A 15,363-nucleotide genomic window follows, 5' to 3' on the forward strand; every position below is an offset into this window, starting at 1 on the left:
AGGCCGGTTTTGCTTTTAGCGCCGGCTCTGCTGCCACGCTGCCGCCAGCCCGCTGCAACAGATCACCGCGATCCCGATCACCGTCATCAGGGTTGGCGTGTGAGCAAACAGCAACCAGCCCAGCAACCCCGCAAACACGATCTGGCAATAACCGAACGGCGCCAGCAACGCCGGCGCGGCATGGCGGAATGCCTGGGTCAGAAACAGGTGCGCGGTCATTCCGCAACTGCCCAGCGCCAGCATCAACAACGCATGCCCCAGGCTCGGCACCTGCCAGAAGAACGGCACCAGTGCACTCATCACCAGCGTGTTGCACAGCCCGGCGAAAAAGTTGCTGGTGGTCGGGCTGTCGACTTCCGCGAGCTTGCGGGTGAGCAACTGATAGAAGCAGAAAAACAGCGCCGAGCAGAACGGCAACAAAATCGCCGGGGTGAACAGTTCACCGCCCGGATGGACGATGATCAGCACACCGATGAATCCGCACACCACCGCGATCCACTGACCGCGCGTCACCCGTTCCTTGAGCAGCGGCACCGACAGCGCCGTCACCAGCACCGGCGCAAGAAAGTTGACCGCCGTGGCTTCGGCCAGCGGGATGTACAGCAACGCCGTGGTGAAAAAAAGACTGGTGCCCAGCAGGCACAACGCCCGTGCCAACTGCCACAACGGGCGTTTGGTGCGCAGCACGCGCAGCCCGGACTGCGGCAGGAAAATCCCCGCCATCAGCAGCGTGTGCACCAGATACCGCGCCCACACCACCATCACGATCGGATAAAAACCCGAAAGGTATTTCGACAGCGCGTCGTGGCTGGAGAACAGGAAGGTTGCCACGACAATCAGCAAGATCCCCTTGAAGGGTTGGTTGACGCCGGAAAGCGGAGTGCTGACGGTCATTGGCTCTCTCTGAATGAAAAATAAACGGTGACGAGGACGCAGGCGCCCTCGCCCCTTGAAGCAGACTTAAAGCCGGGCCAACAATTCCCGTGTCCGGTCGATCGCCATTTGCGCCCGCTGCAATCCGCTCACGCCCTGCTCCAGCAATTTGACCGTGGGAATTTCCAGACTCAGGGGAAGGTTAGCCGGAAGACTGTGCAACAACCCGATCAGGTCACAATCGCCCTCGCCGGGAAACCGGCGCTCATTGCGAGCCTGACGCAAGATCTCGGCCATGTCCGTTGGCCTCGGCCCGGCAACATCGCACAACTGTGCGTAGCGCAGCCGCGAAGCCGGCACACCGGCCAGATCTTCCAGCCGCGAACCGGAGCGGTCAAAGTGAAACGCATCCACCAGCACCGCACCGTTTTCGCGCCCGGCGTTGTCGACGACGCGCAATGCCTGTTCGAGATTGCGCGCATCGGTCCACGGCATGAATTCCAGATGCGGATGCAAACCGTAGGGCGCTGCCAGATCGCACAGTGCTGCGAAATGATCGGTGAGCCGCTGTTCGTCAGGATCGTTACCGGCGACCAGCAATTCACTGGCGCCGAACTCCGCGCCAACGCTGAGCAGTGGCTCGAAATCCGCGACCACTGTCTGCGGTTTCAATCGAAGGATTTCCACGTCGAGCACGCCGATTCCGGTGTCACGCAAACGCGCCAGTGTCTGACGCCGCAAATCGCCATCGGCTACCAACGGGAAGTGATACTCCTCGGGCGTCGCCGGCTCCAGGCGCAGGCCGACATGGCTGTAACCGGCACGGGCCGCGACCTCGACCATGTCGGGTGGCGACAATTCGAGGACGGTCAGGCTGGCCAGGGACAGAATTCGCTCGCTCATGGCCGCGCCTCGGCCAATTCCGGTGAAGTGGCGTAGCCAATGCCGATTCGAAGGGGCGGGTTCAAGGTGCGATCCTCTTGTGATTGTTGTGGGAATAGCCACTCCATCGACAATTTAGAACCCGGTTCCAGATTATCCCACCCACCTGATTGAAAAGTGGGCGAACAGCGCACAGCTTTGTTTAAACGAACAACTCCGAGGCCAGGCTGGCTGCCGACAATTCCTCGGTAAACGTCAGTAGCAACGGCGCCAGGTCATGCAATCGCACCCCCGGCATCCGGGCGCTGGGGCCGGCGATGCTGAGCACGCCGATCACCCGGCCATCGGCGGGATGTTTCACTACGGCGGCAATCGCCGAAGTGCCTACCGCCGAACTTTCCTCGACACAGGCATAGCCCTGTTCCCGTGCCACGCGCAGGCGTTCTAGCAGTTCAATATTGGAGCGCGGCGCGTTCGGCCCGATATCCGCCGGCACCTCCGCGCCCTGGCGCTCGACCAGCGACAACGCCTCGGCATCGCTCATGCACGCCAGCCACGCATGGCCCGACGCGGTGTAGAACAGCGGCGCATCGCGGCCCATGTCCGGGTCGTAACGCAGACCGATGCGCGCGCCCTGGGCCTTGGCGATCCAGGTCTGGCGCTCGCCGTCGATCACGCCCAGACGCACCAGCTCACCGGTTTCCTGGGCCAGCCGATCGAGCACCGGCTGCACGATATCGGCACCGCTGCTCGACAGGTACTGAAAGCCCATGGCAACCAGTTTGGTCGACAGGTGATAACGCAACGTTTCCGGATTCTGCCGCACATACCCCAGGCGAATCAGCTCGGCGAGCAAGCGGTGCGTCGCGCTCTTCGGAATGTCCAGTTGCTCGGCCAGGGTCTGCATCGGCAGCCCGCGCGGATCACTGGTGAGGCTTTCCAGCACGCTGAAAACCCGTTCGATTTGACTGCCGGCCATGGTGCGCTCTCGATGAAATTTCGCCGATTCTAGAAGACATCCCGAGGAATGCGAAATCTGGAACCCGGCGTCCGATAACCGCCCACTTTGCGCGTCAGTCAGTTGATCTGCTTCCTCCTCACTGGTTATTTTCTGGAACATGATTCTAAAAATAATTGATTGCTGGAGCCCTTGCTGATGTCTGCCCTTCCCGATATCGACTGCGACGTTCTAGTGGTCGGCTCCGGCGCCGCCGGTTTGTCGGCCGCCGTCACCGCCGCCTGGCATGGCTTGAAGGTCATCGTGGTGGAAAAGGATCCCGTGTTCGGCGGCGCTACCGCGTGGTCCGGCGGCTGGGCATGGGTGCCGTGCAATCCGCTGGCCCGGCGCGCCGGGATCGTTGAAGACGTGGAACTGCCGCGCACCTATCTGCGCCACGAACTCGGCGAGCATTACGACCCAGCCATGATCGACGCCTTCCTTGAGGCCGGCCCGCGTATGGTGGCGTTCTTCGAACAACACACCGCCCTGCAATTCGCCGACGGCAACGCCATCGCCGACATCCACGGTGAAACACCGGGCGCCGGCAACGGCGGACGCTCGGTGATTGCCGCCCCCTATGACGGACGAAAGGTCGGGCGCCTGCTCAAGCGTCTTCGCACAACCATGCGCGAAACATCGTTCATGGGCATGCCGATCATGGCCGGTGCGGACCTGTCGGCGTTTCTCAATCTGACTCGCTCGTTGTCGGCAGCCTGGCACGTGACCCGACGTTTCACTCGCCACCTGCTGGACCTGGCACTGCACGGCCGGGCGATGCAACTGGTCAACGGCGTGGCGCTGGTGGCGCGGCTGGGGAAATCCGCCGAAGACCTCGGCGTTCTGCTGTGGGAGTCGGCACCGGTGACCGAACTGCTGCGCGATGAATCACGCATCACCGGCGCTCGCGTGAACACCACAAAAGGCCCGCTCAATGTCCATGCCCGCAAAGCCGTGGTGCTCGCCGCTGGTGGGTTCGCCAATGACATCGAGCGGCGCAGAGCGTTGTTGCCTCGTACGCCCACCGGTCATGAACATTGGGCGCTGCCACCCTTGGGAGTTAATGGCGACGGCCTGCGACTGGGTAAAACCGTCGGGGGCCGGGTCAACACCGATGTGGCCTCGCCAGTCGCCTGGGCCCCGGTCTCGCAGGTGCCACATTCCGACGGCAGCATCGGCCATTTCCCGCACATCATCGAACGTGGCAAACCGGGCGTCATCGGCGTGCTGCGCAACGGCCAGCGCTTCGTCAACGAAGCCAACGGCTATTACGACTATGTCAGCGCCATGGTCGCTGCAGCTCCCGAAGGCGAAGAGGTCGCGTCCTGGCTGATCTGCACCCGCGCGTTCCAGCGGCGTTACGGGCTCGGCATGTCTCGTCCGTTTCCGGTTCCGGTGTCAGGTTTTATCCGCAGCGGCTATCTGAAAACCGGCAATACCCTTGAGGGATTGGCCACCGCATGCGGCATCGATCCGATCGGTTTACGCGCCACTCTGCATGACTACAACCACCATGCCCGGCACGGCAAAGACCCGTTGTTCGGTCGCGGCTCGACCCCGTACAACCGCAAACAGGGCGATCCGGCACAACAGCCCAACCCGTGCGTGGCCCCTATAGAACAAGGCCCGTTCTACGCGGTGAAGGTGCAGCCTGGTTGCTTCGGCACCTTCGCCGGGCTCAAGGTCAACCCGCATGCACAAGTGCTCGACACCGAAGACCGGCCTATCCCCGGGCTGTACGCCGCCGGTGGCGACATGGCCAGCATCATGGGCGGGCATTACCCGGCGGGCGGGATCAACCTCGGACCGGCGCTGACGTTCGGTTACATCGCCGCCCGGCACATGGCGGGCGTCACGGCTTTCGAACAGGAGATCGACCATGCAGCACATCGTTAACAGACAAGGACTGAACCTGCCAAAACTCGGCCTCGGCACCTGGCCGATGCTTGGCGACGAATGCACCCGCGCCGTGGAGCAAGCGCTGGAACTCGGTTACCGCCACATCGACACGGCAGCCGCCTACAACAACGAAGACGCAGTCGGACAAGCCTTGGCGAATACCCCGACACCCCGCGAGCAGATCCACGTCACCACCAAGGTCTGGTGGGATCAGTTGCAACCGGACGCCATGCGTCACTCGCTGGATCGCAGCCTCAAGGCCTTGCGCAGCGAATATGTCGATCTGTTCATGATCCATTGGCCGACCACTGACTGGGACCTGCCGCACACCCTTGAAACCCTCGCGTCGTTCAAGGAGCAAGGTCTGGCTCGCAACATCGGTGTGGCGAACTTTCCGCTGCCGCTGCTGCGCAAAGTCGTCGAGGAATACGGCATCCCTCTGTCAGCCATCCAGATCGAGTACCACGTCCTGCTCGGACAAAACGCCCTGCTCGACTACGCCCGTCAACACGATCTGGCGCTGACGGCCTACACGCCACTGGCGCGCAACAAGGTCTCGGAGATTCCACAGATTCAGCAGATCGCCGAAAAACACGGCGTGCTGCCGACTCAGATCGCGCTGAAGTGGCTGCTGGATCAGGACAACGTCGCGGCGATTCCCAAGGCCAGCAGCAAGACCAATCAACTGGCCAACCTGGCCTCGCTGAATGTCGAACTGGATGATGACGACCGGGCGCTGATCGCCGCGCTGCCCAAGCGCGAACGTCAGGTCAGCCCGGACTTCGCGCCGGTGTGGGATGCCTTCGACCGCTGATACCTGACCCGGCGAAAGAAATCCGCCGGCGGATTGAATTCCCGGCGCTCCTGCCCGTCAATAACAGGCCCGACCTCGTCACCCCGAGGCCGGGCCTTTGTGCGTGTGTACGAATAGACGGACGACCGGAGTGGCGCCACACTCACACACCAGCAACACTCATCACCACGATCAGACAGAGGATTCCCACATGCTATGGAAAAAAGGCCGACGCAGTGACAACGTCGTCGATGCCCGTGGCGATGACATGGGTGGTGGCGGTGGCATGCGCTTCGGCGGTGGCAAGGGGCTGAGTCTCGGGGCGATCCTGCTGATCGTCGGCATCGGCTGGATCACCGGCCAGGACCCGCTGCAGATTCTCGGTCAGCTCACCGGGCAGATGACCGAACAATCGGCCCCTACTTCGCAAACCCGTCAGGCACCGCCGGCCAACGATGAACAGGCCGAATTCGTGCGCTCGATCCTCGGCGACACCGAAGACACCTGGGGCGCGATCTTCCAGCAGGCCGGCCGGCAATATAAGGATCCGACCCTGGTGCTGTTCAGCAACCGGGTCAATTCCGCCTGCGGTCTGGCGACCTCGGCCACCGGCCCGTTCTATTGCCCGGCGGACCAGAAAGTCTATCTCGACATGGCGTTCTTCCAGGAAATGGCCCAACGCTTCAAGGCCGCCGGCGACTTCGCCCAGGCCTACGTGATCGCTCATGAAGTCGGACACCATGTGCAGACGCTTCTCGGTGTCTCGGCGAAAATTCAGACAGCCCGCCAGCAAGGCCGGCAGATGGAAGGTGACGGCGGACTGCTTGTGCGTCAGGAACTGCAAGCCGATTGTCTGGCCGGGGTCTGGGCCTACACCGCGCAGAAACGCTTGAACTGGCTGGAACCGGGCGACATCGAAGAAGCCTTGAACGCAGCGAACGCCATCGGTGATGATCGCCTGCAACAACAGGGTCAGGGCCGCGTGGTGCCGGACTCGTTTACCCACGGTACGTCGGCGCAAAGGGTGCGCTGGTTCAAAACCGGATTCGCCCAGGGCCAGGTCGGCCAGTGCGATACCTTTGCGGCGAAAAACCTGTAAATGCATAAATGGCTGTTGGCTTTACTGTTCATCGGCGGCACCGCCCAAGCGGCCGGCGTCGACGCAATCAGTCCCGGGCGCCTGCAATTGCAGGCCGGCGAAATGGCGGTGGGCATCGGCCCGGCGCCGGCGAAAATCGAGCGCGTGCTGATCGTCATTCATGGCCGTCTGCGTAACGCCGAGACCTATCGCAAAAGCGGTGAAGTCGCGGCGGAACTGGCCGGGCAAACCGCCAACACCCTGGTGATCGCCCCGCAGTTTCTCAACGAAAGCGATGTGTCGCTCTACTCGTTACCCGCCAGCGTGCTGCGCTGGCAAGGCAACGACTGGATGGGCGGCGGGTTATCCACAGGGCCGAACCCGCTGAGTTCCTACGCCGCACTGGACGAAATCGTCGGGCGGCTGAGCGATCGCAAGCAGTTTCCAGACGTGAAGCAGATCGTGATCTTCGGTCACTCCGGCGGCGCGCAGGTGGTGCAGCGTTATGCGCTGCTGGCCCAGGAACAACCGGCGCTCAAGACCGAAGGCATTCGCTTGCGCTACGTGGTCGCCAACCCGTCGTCCTACGCCTACTTCAATGAGCAACGCCCCGTGGCCTTCGATCATGCGAAGTGTCCGGGTTTCAACCGCTGGAAGTACGGACTGATGGACCCGCCGATCTACTCGGGTGGGCAAACGCCCGCGCAGCTTGAAGGCCGTTACGTCAAACGCGAGGTAATTTATCTGCTGGGCCAGCAGGACACCGACCCGCAACATCCGGCGCTGGACAAGAGTTGCGCCGCCAAAGCCCAAGGGGCATATCGACTGGAGCGCGGGAAGCTGTTTTTCGGTTACTTGCTGCGTCGTCACCCTGAAGGGGTCAATCAGCGACTGATCGAAGTGCCCGGCGTCGGGCATAACGGCGACGGCATGCTGACCTCGCCGGAAGGCCAGAAAGCACTGTTCGAGCAATAAAAAACGGGGGCCGAAGCCCCCGTTTCTTTTCAGGCGAACAACATCCGCCGCAACTCCACACAATCCTTCGCATGCCAGTCGGTCAGCTCCGGCCACGGATTATCCGGCAGGTTTACCAGCACCGTGTGCGCCCCCGCGGCCCGGCCGCAATCAAGATCAAACCGGTAATCACCGACCATCACCATCTCGCTCGCCGGCACTTGCCAGGCCTCGGCCAGTTTCAGCAGGCCACCGGGATGCGGTTTTGGCTGTGCTTCATCACGACCCAGCACATCCTCCACCGCAAAACAGTCAGCCAGGCCGATGGCCTCCAGCGTCACATGGGCCAGCTCCCGCGCATTGCGGGTCAGGATACCGAGGCGATAGCCCCGGGCGTGCAGGTCGCGCACCAGCTCCACGGCACCGACCGCCGGGGTCGAGCCGAGCGCCAGATCGCGTTCATGTTCCAGCAGCCACGCATGTTTCGCCGCCGCTTCCTCGGCCGGCAACGCCGCGAGGTGGGTGAGGATGTCATCCTCCGGCGGGATCGCCAGCGCCACGCGAATCGCCGCGAAGTCGTGCACGGCGACGGTCAGGGTGCCGTCCATGTCGAACACCCAGTGCCGCACTTCCGCCAGACTCATGCCCAGTCCTTGCGATGGCGGATCAGGCCTTCCTGGGTCACCGACGCCACCAGTTGCCCGGCACGGTTGAACACGCTGCCACGGGAGAATCCACGCGAATTGCCGGCCCACGGGCTGTCCATGGCGTAGAGCAACCAGTCATCGGCGCGCAGGTCGTTGTGGAACCACAAAGCGTGGTCGAGGCTGGCGACCTGCATGTCTTTCTGCCAGACCGATTTGCCATGCGGCAGCATCGAGGTGGTCAGCAGACCGAAGTCCGAGGCGTAGGCCAGCAGGTATTTGTGCAGCGCCGGGATGTCGGCCAACGCGCCGTCGGCACGGAACCACACGTACTTGATCGGGTCCGCCGGTTGCGGGTTGTACGGGTCTTTTTCAGTGACCGGGCGCACTTCGATCGGCTTCGGGCACAGCAGCTTTTCGCGCATGTGTTCCGGGATCAGGTGCGCACGTTGCTGGGTCAGTTCCAGCTCCGACTGCAGGTTTTCCGGGCCGACCACTTGCGGCATCTGGCTCTGGTGTTCAAAGCCTTCTTCGTCGTACTGAAACGAAGCGCTGCAGGTGAAAATCGGGTGGCCCTTCTGGATCGCGGTCACGCGGCGGGTGCTGAAACTGCCGCCGTCACGCACGCGGTCCACCGAGTAGACCACCGGTAACTTGGCATCGCCCGGACGCAGAAAATAACCGTGCATCGAATGCACATGACGCGCTTCTTCAACGGTCTGACTGGCCGCCGACAGCGACTGGCCGAGCACCTGGCCGCCGAACAACTGGCGAAAGCCCAGATCCTGACTGCGACCACGGAACAGGTTTTCCTCGATCGGTTCGAGGGTCAGTAGATCCACCAGATCTTCCAACACTTGGCTCATTCAGACTCTCCTCACACAACGCTATGCCGCGCAGTCCTGACTGCGGCGGCCAATTCAGATTCTGGCGCGAGCCACTGATCGCGCCATTGTAAACGTCCGTGTCGGCTTAGCCATGCAGGGTCTGCAGCCATTGCTCCCGGGTGATGCGGTACAACACATGTCGACGCAACGGATGGTCGACCGCCAGTTTCGGGTGATCAAAATCGTCGGCTGGATCGTGATGCATGCCGATCGCCTGCATGACTTTTTCCGACGGCAGATTGCTCTGCGCAGTAAAGGACACGATTTCCTTCAGGGCTAACCGGTCAAAACCGCAGCGCAGCGCAGTCCACGCCGCCTCGCTGGCATAACCGAGGCCCCAGTGTTCCTTGGCCAGCCGCCAGCCGATTTCCACCGCGGGTGTGAACGGCGCATCAAAACCGACCACGCCGAGCCCGGTAAAACCGATGAACTCGCCGCTGTCCTTGCGCTCCAGCGCCCACAGGCCGTAACCGTGCTCGGCAAAATGCCCGCGTACCCGGCCGATCAGCGCGGCGCTTTCCAGCCGGCTCAAGGGCGCGGGAAAGTAGCGCATCACCTGCGGATCGGCGCACATCGCCGCAAATGCCGGCAAATCCGCGTCCTGCCACTGGCGCATCAGCAGTCTCGCGCTTTCCAGCTCAAGTATCGGCTCCATCGTGCCCCTCCGTTTCCATGCCGCAAGTCTACATCGCTGGTAGGCTTTGCACTCTTTCCTACAGCCTTTATGAATAGTCCGCCATGCCATTGCCGTTGATCTACCACGAAGACTACAGCCCCGAGTTTCCGGCGGATCACCGCTTTCCCATGGACAAGTTCCGCCTGCTGCGCGATCACCTGGTGGACAGCGGCCTGACCCGCGACGAAGACCTGCTGCGCCCTGAACTGTGCCCTGCCGACATTCTCGCCCTGGCCCATGACCGCAGTTATATCGAGCGCTACATGAGTGGCGAGTTGTCCCGCGAAGACCAGCGGCGCCTCGGTCTGCCGTGGAACGAAGCGCTGGCCCGACGCACGGTGCGGGCGGTCGGCGGTTCGATTCTCGCGGCAGAGAAAGCCCTGGAACATGGCCTGGCCTGTCACCTCGCCGGTGGCACCCATCACGCCCACTACGATTACCCCGCCGGGTTCTGCATCTTCAATGACCTGGCGATCATCAGCCACTACCTGCTGCAAAGCGGCCGGGTGAACCGGGTGCTGATCTTCGACTGCGACGTGCATCAGGGCGACGGCACTGCACGAATTCTGCACAACACCCCGGAAGCGATCACCGTTTCCCTGCACTGCGAGAAGAACTTTCCTGCACGCAAGGCCGAAAGCGACTGGGACATTCCGCTGCCCAACGGCATGGGCGACGCCGACTACTTGAAGGTTGTCGATGACGCGCTCAACTATCTGCTGCCGCTGTATCAGCCGGATCTGGTGCTGTACGACGCCGGCGTCGACGTGCACAAGGACGACGCCCTCGGTTATCTGCAACTGACCGACGAAGGCGTCGCCGCCCGCGATGAAAGCGTGATGCGCCACTGCCTGGGCCGCGACATCCCGGTGGTCGGGGTGATCGGCGGTGGTTACAGCAAGGATCGCCACGCCCTCGCCCGCCGTCACGGGATCCTGCATCACAGTGCGCAGCGCGTCTGGCAGTCATCGGGTTGTCATTGAGTTGTGCTGCGTTACCCACAATGGCTGTGGAACGGCCTGTGGATAACCTGAGCGAAAGGGACTACAGCCCATGCTGAACATGGCCTGCAGCGCACTGGTTGTTTTTTGATCAGACCTGACGAGGGTCGCTGCTGCTAGAATGCGCGGCTTATTCCGCCACGCTATTGCCGCTGCCATGACCCAGACTTCCGCCGCCCCTTCCGCTCACGTCGCCATCATCGGCGGTGGCCCCGCCGGCCTGATGGCCGCCGAAGTGCTGAGCCAGGGCGGAGTCCGCGTCGACCTGTACGACGGCATGCCCTCGGTGGGCCGCAAGTTCCTGCTGGCCGGGGTCGGCGGCATGAACATCACCCATTCCGAAGCCTGGCCGGCCTTCCTCTCGCGCTACGCCGAACGCGCCCCGAACATCGCCCCGCTGCTGCGAGCGTTCGACGCCGACGCACTGTGCCGCTGGATCCATGAACTGGGCATCGAAACCTTCGTCGGCAGCTCTGGCCGGGTGTTCCCCACCGACATGAAAGCCGCGCCATTGCTGCGCGCCTGGCTCAAGCGCCTGCGCGACAGCGGCGTGGTTATCCACACCCGCCACCGCTGGCTCGGCTGGGACGAAAACGGCGCGTTGCGCATCGACAGCCCGGAGGGCGAGAAAACCCTCAACCCCGACGCCACCTTGCTCGCCCTCGGCGGCGGCAGCTGGTCGCGGCTTGGCTCCGACGGCGCGTGGATGCTGCCGCTGGAGCAGCGCGGTGTAGGCCTGGCGCCGTTGCAGCCGAGCAATTGCGGCTTCGAGGTGCAGGCCTGGAGCGAAGTGATGGTCAGCAAATTCGCCGGCGCGCCGCTGAAAAATATCGCCATCGGTTTGAACGACGACGTCCCTCGTCTGGGTGAATGCGTGATTACCGCGACCGGCATCGAGGGCAGCCTGATCTACGCGCTGTCGGCGCCGATACGTGAGGCGATCAATGTCCACGGTGTCGCGACCATTCACATCGACCTGCTGCCCGGCCGCCCTGTGGATAAATTGCAGGCGGCATTGAGCAAACCTCGGGGTTCGCGCTCGATGGCCAAGCATCTGCACAGTCAGGTGGGGATTGATGGGGTGAAAGCGGCGTTGCTGCGAGAACTCACTGACGCTGCAACGTTTGCCGATCCGGCGTTGTTGGCCCGGGCGATCAAAGCCTTGCCGCTGACGCTGGTGAAAACCCGGCCGCTGGATGAGGCGATCAGCAGTGCCGGCGGGGTGACGTTCGAGGCGATGGATGAGCGGATGATGCTCAAGGCGTTGCCGGGGGTGTTCTGTGCGGGGGAGATGCTGGATTGGGAAGCACCGACGGGTGGGTATTTGCTGACGGCGTGTTTTGCCAGTGGCCGGGCGGCGGGGTTGGGAATGCTGGACTGGTTACGACGTAAAAGCTGAGTCGCCCTCACCCCTCACCCCAGCCCTCTCCCGGAGGGAGAGGGAGCCGACCGCGGTGTCTGGCGTCATACATCGACCTGAAAGACCGAGCCGATTATGGATTCATCGATTAAGTGCTCTTTAAGTCCAGAGGTCGACTCGGTATTTCAGGTCGGCGTAACTCGCAAAAACAACTCCGTCAGTCCCCTCTCCCCCCGGGAGAGGGTTAGGGTGAGGGGGCTTTTGATCTTTAAGGCAATCTTTAAGGCTTACGCTTGCGCGGCCCGGTATTGAACACCGGCACCTTGCGCACAGGCTTGATCGAAGGCTCCGGCGCCTGAGTCTCGCCGCTGTCCACCCACTTGCCCAGATTGCGCTTGCCACCACCGCCACCGGAAGCTTTCGGTTTCTTCGGTTTCTTCGGTTTCTTGATCACCTGACCACTGGCATCGGTGTCCGGCACGCGGTGCTCGGGCACAAAGTCCGGTTCGATCTCGCGCTTCAAGGTGCTGCGGGTGAGCATTTCAATCGCCGACAACATGTTCACTTCATCAGCGCACACCAGCGAAATCGCCTCACCGGTCGAACCCGCGCGGCCAGTCCGGCCGATACGGTGAATGTAATCCTCGGCCACGATCGGCAGATCAAAGTTGACCACCAGCGGCAAATCTTCGATATCCAGACCACGGGCAGCAACATCAGTGGCCACCAGAATCTGCACTTCGCTCAGTTTGAAACGGTCCAGTGCCCGCTGCCGGGTCGCTTGCGGCTTGTCGCCGTGGATGCCGTCGGCGTTCACGCCCAGGCCCTGAAGTTTCTCGACCAACGCGTCCACACCATTACGGGTCTTGGCAAACACCAGCACCTGCTTCCACTTGTTCTTGCGCATCAAGTGCACGAACAGTTCCGGCTTGCGCTTCTTGTCCACCGTCACCACCCACTGCTTGACGGTGTTGGCGGCCACGTTGCGCGGGCTGACTTCGATGCTCTGCGGATCGTTGAGCATCTGCCCGGCCAGCAGGCGGATGTCATCGGAGAACGTCGCGGAGAACAGCAGCGTCTGCCGCTTCTTCGGCAGCGCGCGGTAAATGTTCGCCAGCTCCTCGGAAAAGCCCAGGTCGAGCATGCGGTCGGCTTCGTCCAGCACCAGAGTTTGCAGCTGGTTGAACTTCAGCGCGTTCTGGCGGAACAGGTCGAGCAGACGGCCCGGGGTCGCGACCAACAGATCGACACCGCCGCGCAGCTTCATCATCTGCGGGTTGATGCTGACGCCGCCGTACACCGCGTAAGTGCGCAATGGCAGGTTCTCAGCGTACTGGCGCACGGCTTCGTGGACTTGCTCGGCCAGCTCGCGGGTCGGCACCAGAATCAGCGCGCGCACCGAGTTGGCGGTGACTTTCGGCCCTTCCATCGCCAGCAGTTGCAGCAGCGGCAAAGCAAAACCGGCGGTCTTGCCGGTGCCGGTCTGGGCCGCGGCCATCAGGTCGCGACCGGCCAGCACGACCGGAATAGCTTGCGCCTGCACCGGCGTCGGGGTCTGGTAGCCGAGCTTCTCGAGGGAGCGCAGCAAGGGTTCGATCAGGCCAAGGGTGGCGAAAGTCATGGGAGTACCGTAGGAAAAATCAGAGCAGATTGTGCAAAACGAGTATGCGATGGCGCGCAGTTTACCCTAATTCGCACGCTGCTCCGTCGCTATGACCTTCGCTGCGGCAGCCGGCTCGCTGACCACTGGTGGCCGCGCCGGACGCCGCCACTGTGGGAGACTGATCAGCACCACCGCGCCGATGATCACCAGCATCGCCAGCGCTTCTTCGATGCCGATGGTCTCGCCGACAAACACGATCCCCAGCAACACCGCCACCGCCGGGTTGACGTAGGCATAACTGGTGGCTGCCGCAGGACGAACGTTTTTCAACAGATACATGTAAGCGTTGAAGGCGATGATCGAGCCGAAGAAGATCAGGTACGCCAGCGCCAGCCAGCCTTCCAGCGGCGGCATAGCCTGCAGGTGTTCACCGCTGGCCGCGCTACCGATCAGCAACACCGCCCCACCGACCAGCATTTCCACGGCACTGGCCATTGCACCTTGAGGCAACGGCAGGTGTTTGCTCCACACCGAACCGAAAGCCCAGCTCGCCGCGGCGAAAATCAGCAACGCCGCGCCCAGCGGACTCGATTGCAGGTTGGAGCCCATGTTGAGCATCGCGATACCGATAATCCCCATCACCACCCCGGCCCACTCCAGGCGGGTGTTGCGCGTGCCCCAGAGATAACCGCAGAGCAAAGTGAACAGCGGCACCGTCGCCACCGCCAATGCGGCAACACCCGACGCCACGCCGCTGTGCTCGGCCAAGGTCACCGCGCCGTTGCCGAAACTGAGCAACAAAATCCCGATGATCCCCGCCGCTTTCCACTGCGCCCAGGTCGGCGCCGGTGCCCCGCGCCAGCGCAGGAACGCGTACATCAGCGTGCCGGCAATCACGAAGCGCACGCCGCCGAGCATCAGCGGCGGCCAGTACTCGACGCCGATGCGGATCACCAGATAGGTCGATCCCCAAATCACGTACAACGCAAAAAACGCAGCGATCAAGGGCAAGGAAAAACGGCGCAAGGCAGACATGGGCAGCTCGAAAGTCAGACTCAGGGGATGGGTTATTCTAGAAAGGCCAACCGCTAAAAATAAGTTACAAAACCTGTTTATAGCGCCGGTACACTTTTGAAAACACGGAGATCGACGGCTTAAACCGCGATTTCGAAAGTCTGGCATTTCAGGAGTCCGACCTTGGACAAATACGACCGCATGCTGCTCGGCGCCCTGCTCGAAAACGGTCGCGCGTCCTACGCCGACCTCGCCCGCAAAGTGAACCTCTCCGCCCCCGCCGTCGCCGAGCGCGTGGCCAAACTCGAGGCCAGCGGCGTCATCACCGGCTACTCGGCCAAAGTCGACATGGCCAAGCTCGGCCTGCCGATCCAGTGCGTCATCGAACTGCGCCTGAACCAGCACGGCAACCCGAAGGTGTACGACGAACTGATCAGAATTCCGCAACTCACCGAATGCCACCGCGTCACCGGCGACCCGTGCGTGATAATGCAGGCGGCTGTGGGCTCGATGACCGAGCTGGAAGAGCTGATCAACCGGGTGGCGAAATTCGGGTTCAGCAAGACGTCGATCGTGTTGTCGAGTGCGATAGAGAAGCGGGTGCCGTTGGGGCATATTGAAGGTAGCAATATGTAACGGCAGGCGCCCACTTTGCTTACCGCCCCGCGAATGGCCGTCCGCAGCTTGGGTAAATGTGACGGC

The 15,363-nt window shown here is 62.4% G+C and carries 15 protein-coding genes; 7 read left to right on the forward strand and 8 right to left on the reverse strand.

Annotation, left to right across the window (positions count from 1 at the left end; genetic code table 11):
• Nucleotides 1-15: 15 nt before the first annotated feature.
• From JKA62_RS16770 to JKA62_RS16780, 3 genes are all read right to left on the reverse strand, one after another.
• Nucleotides 16-894: a DMT family transporter gene (locus tag JKA62_RS16770; protein ID WP_011336048.1), complete on the reverse strand. Its 879-nt coding sequence runs from the start codon at nucleotides 892-894 to the stop codon at nucleotides 16-18.
• Between the two features lie 66 nt (nucleotides 895-960).
• Nucleotides 961-1,776, reverse strand: coding sequence for a sugar phosphate isomerase/epimerase family protein (locus JKA62_RS16775; RefSeq protein WP_201818722.1), 816 nt, complete (start codon nucleotides 1,774-1,776; stop codon nucleotides 961-963).
• Between the two features lie 181 nt (nucleotides 1,777-1,957).
• Nucleotides 1,958-2,734: an IclR family transcriptional regulator gene (locus tag JKA62_RS16780; RefSeq protein ID WP_201818724.1), complete on the reverse strand. Its 777-nt coding sequence runs from the start codon at nucleotides 2,732-2,734 to the stop codon at nucleotides 1,958-1,960.
• Between the two features lie 177 nt (nucleotides 2,735-2,911).
• Between JKA62_RS16780 and JKA62_RS16785 the strand changes: the two genes are divergently transcribed.
• From JKA62_RS16785 to JKA62_RS16800, 4 genes are all read left to right on the forward strand, one after another.
• Nucleotides 2,912-4,648, forward strand: coding sequence for an FAD-dependent oxidoreductase (locus tag JKA62_RS16785; RefSeq protein ID WP_201818726.1), 1,737 nt, complete (start codon nucleotides 2,912-2,914; stop codon nucleotides 4,646-4,648).
• The gene (locus JKA62_RS16790; RefSeq protein ID WP_201818728.1) at nucleotides 4,632-5,465 is read left to right on the forward strand and encodes an aldo/keto reductase; all 834 of its coding nucleotides are present in this window, start codon (nucleotides 4,632-4,634) and stop codon (nucleotides 5,463-5,465) included. The genes JKA62_RS16785 and JKA62_RS16790 overlap by 17 nt, the downstream gene beginning before the upstream one ends.
• A gap of 190 nt (nucleotides 5,466-5,655) precedes the next feature.
• Nucleotides 5,656-6,543 (forward strand): KPN_02809 family neutral zinc metallopeptidase, encoded by an 888-nt coding sequence (gene ypfJ, locus JKA62_RS16795; protein ID WP_201818730.1) that lies wholly within the window; start codon nucleotides 5,656-5,658, stop codon nucleotides 6,541-6,543.
• Complete coding sequence (locus JKA62_RS16800) at nucleotides 6,544-7,497, forward strand: alpha/beta fold hydrolase (protein WP_201818732.1); 954 nt, start codon at nucleotides 6,544-6,546, stop codon at nucleotides 7,495-7,497. It abuts the gene before it with no gap.
• Nucleotides 7,498-7,526: 29 nt separating this feature from the next.
• On the opposite strand, the gene JKA62_RS16805 is transcribed toward JKA62_RS16800, so the two are convergent.
• The 3 genes from JKA62_RS16805 to JKA62_RS16815 all read right to left on the reverse strand — a co-directional run bounded on the left by JKA62_RS16805 (nucleotide 7,527) and on the right by JKA62_RS16815 (nucleotide 9,662).
• A complete protein-coding gene (locus JKA62_RS16805; RefSeq protein ID WP_201818734.1) occupies nucleotides 7,527-8,120 on the reverse strand; it encodes an HAD family hydrolase in 594 nt (197 codons plus the stop codon).
• Nucleotides 8,117-8,986, reverse strand: coding sequence for an acyl-CoA thioesterase II (tesB, locus tag JKA62_RS16810; protein WP_201818735.1), 870 nt, complete (start codon nucleotides 8,984-8,986; stop codon nucleotides 8,117-8,119). The genes JKA62_RS16805 and tesB overlap by 4 nt, the downstream gene beginning before the upstream one ends.
• 106 nt (nucleotides 8,987-9,092) lie before the next feature.
• Entirely contained in the window at nucleotides 9,093-9,662 is a 570-nt protein-coding gene (locus JKA62_RS16815; protein ID WP_197870498.1) for a GNAT family N-acetyltransferase, read from the reverse strand.
• An 83-nt stretch (nucleotides 9,663-9,745) separates the two neighbouring features.
• Between JKA62_RS16815 and JKA62_RS16820 the strand changes: the two genes are divergently transcribed.
• Together JKA62_RS16820 and JKA62_RS16825 are read left to right on the forward strand one after the other, a co-directional pair.
• Entirely contained in the window at nucleotides 9,746-10,666 is a 921-nt protein-coding gene (locus JKA62_RS16820) for a histone deacetylase family protein (RefSeq protein WP_011336057.1), read from the forward strand.
• 175 nt (nucleotides 10,667-10,841) lie between these two features.
• A complete protein-coding gene (locus JKA62_RS16825; protein ID WP_041475434.1) occupies nucleotides 10,842-12,083 on the forward strand; it encodes a TIGR03862 family flavoprotein in 1,242 nt (413 codons plus the stop codon).
• A 241-nt stretch (nucleotides 12,084-12,324) separates the two neighbouring features.
• Here JKA62_RS16825 and JKA62_RS16830 read toward each other — a convergent pair whose 3' ends face one another.
• Both JKA62_RS16830 and yedA read right to left on the reverse strand, forming a co-directional pair.
• Nucleotides 12,325-13,665, reverse strand: coding sequence for a DEAD/DEAH box helicase (locus tag JKA62_RS16830; RefSeq protein ID WP_011336059.1), 1,341 nt, complete (start codon nucleotides 13,663-13,665; stop codon nucleotides 12,325-12,327).
• 66 nt (nucleotides 13,666-13,731) lie between these two features.
• The gene (gene yedA, locus JKA62_RS16835; protein WP_011336060.1) at nucleotides 13,732-14,682 is read right to left on the reverse strand and encodes a drug/metabolite exporter YedA; all 951 of its coding nucleotides are present in this window, start codon (nucleotides 14,680-14,682) and stop codon (nucleotides 13,732-13,734) included.
• Nucleotides 14,683-14,844: 162 nt separating this feature from the next.
• Between yedA and JKA62_RS16840 the strand changes: the two genes are divergently transcribed.
• Entirely contained in the window at nucleotides 14,845-15,297 is a 453-nt protein-coding gene (locus JKA62_RS16840) for an Lrp/AsnC family transcriptional regulator (RefSeq protein WP_011336061.1), read from the forward strand.
• The last annotated feature ends 66 nt before the right edge of the window (nucleotides 15,298-15,363 follow it).

The organism is Pseudomonas sp. B7, assembly GCF_016735645.1.
Taxonomy (GTDB): Bacteria; Pseudomonadota; Gammaproteobacteria; order Pseudomonadales; family Pseudomonadaceae; genus Aquipseudomonas; species Aquipseudomonas glycinae.

Excerpts from the sequence above, each read along its gene's own strand:
- JKA62_RS16825 (WP_041475434.1), top strand. The coding sequence starts at position 10,842 with ATGACCCAGACTTCCGCCGCCCCTTCCGCTCACGTCGCCATCATCGGC.
- JKA62_RS16830 (WP_011336059.1), bottom strand. The coding sequence starts at position 13,665 with ATGACTTTCGCCACCCTTGGCCTGATCGAACCCTTGCTGCGCTCCCTC.
- tesB (WP_201818735.1), bottom strand. The coding sequence starts at position 8,986 with ATGAGCCAAGTGTTGGAAGATCTGGTGGATCTACTGACCCTCGAACCG.
- JKA62_RS16800 (WP_201818732.1), top strand. The coding sequence starts at position 6,544 with ATGCATAAATGGCTGTTGGCTTTACTGTTCATCGGCGGCACCGCCCAA.
- ypfJ (WP_201818730.1), top strand. The coding sequence starts at position 5,656 with ATGCTATGGAAAAAAGGCCGACGCAGTGACAACGTCGTCGATGCCCGT.
- JKA62_RS16775 (WP_201818722.1), bottom strand. The coding sequence starts at position 1,776 with ATGAGCGAGCGAATTCTGTCCCTGGCCAGCCTGACCGTCCTCGAATTG.
- JKA62_RS16770 (WP_011336048.1), bottom strand. The coding sequence starts at position 894 with ATGACCGTCAGCACTCCGCTTTCCGGCGTCAACCAACCCTTCAAGGGG.
- JKA62_RS16785 (WP_201818726.1), top strand. The coding sequence starts at position 2,912 with ATGTCTGCCCTTCCCGATATCGACTGCGACGTTCTAGTGGTCGGCTCC.
- JKA62_RS16815 (WP_197870498.1), bottom strand. The coding sequence starts at position 9,662 with ATGGAGCCGATACTTGAGCTGGAAAGCGCGAGACTGCTGATGCGCCAG.
- yedA (WP_011336060.1), bottom strand. The coding sequence starts at position 14,682 with ATGTCTGCCTTGCGCCGTTTTTCCTTGCCCTTGATCGCTGCGTTTTTT.
- JKA62_RS16805 (WP_201818734.1), bottom strand. The coding sequence starts at position 8,120 with ATGAGTCTGGCGGAAGTGCGGCACTGGGTGTTCGACATGGACGGCACC.
- JKA62_RS16820 (WP_011336057.1), top strand. The coding sequence starts at position 9,746 with ATGCCATTGCCGTTGATCTACCACGAAGACTACAGCCCCGAGTTTCCG.
- JKA62_RS16780 (WP_201818724.1), bottom strand. The coding sequence starts at position 2,734 with ATGGCCGGCAGTCAAATCGAACGGGTTTTCAGCGTGCTGGAAAGCCTC.
- JKA62_RS16790 (WP_201818728.1), top strand. The coding sequence starts at position 4,632 with ATGCAGCACATCGTTAACAGACAAGGACTGAACCTGCCAAAACTCGGC.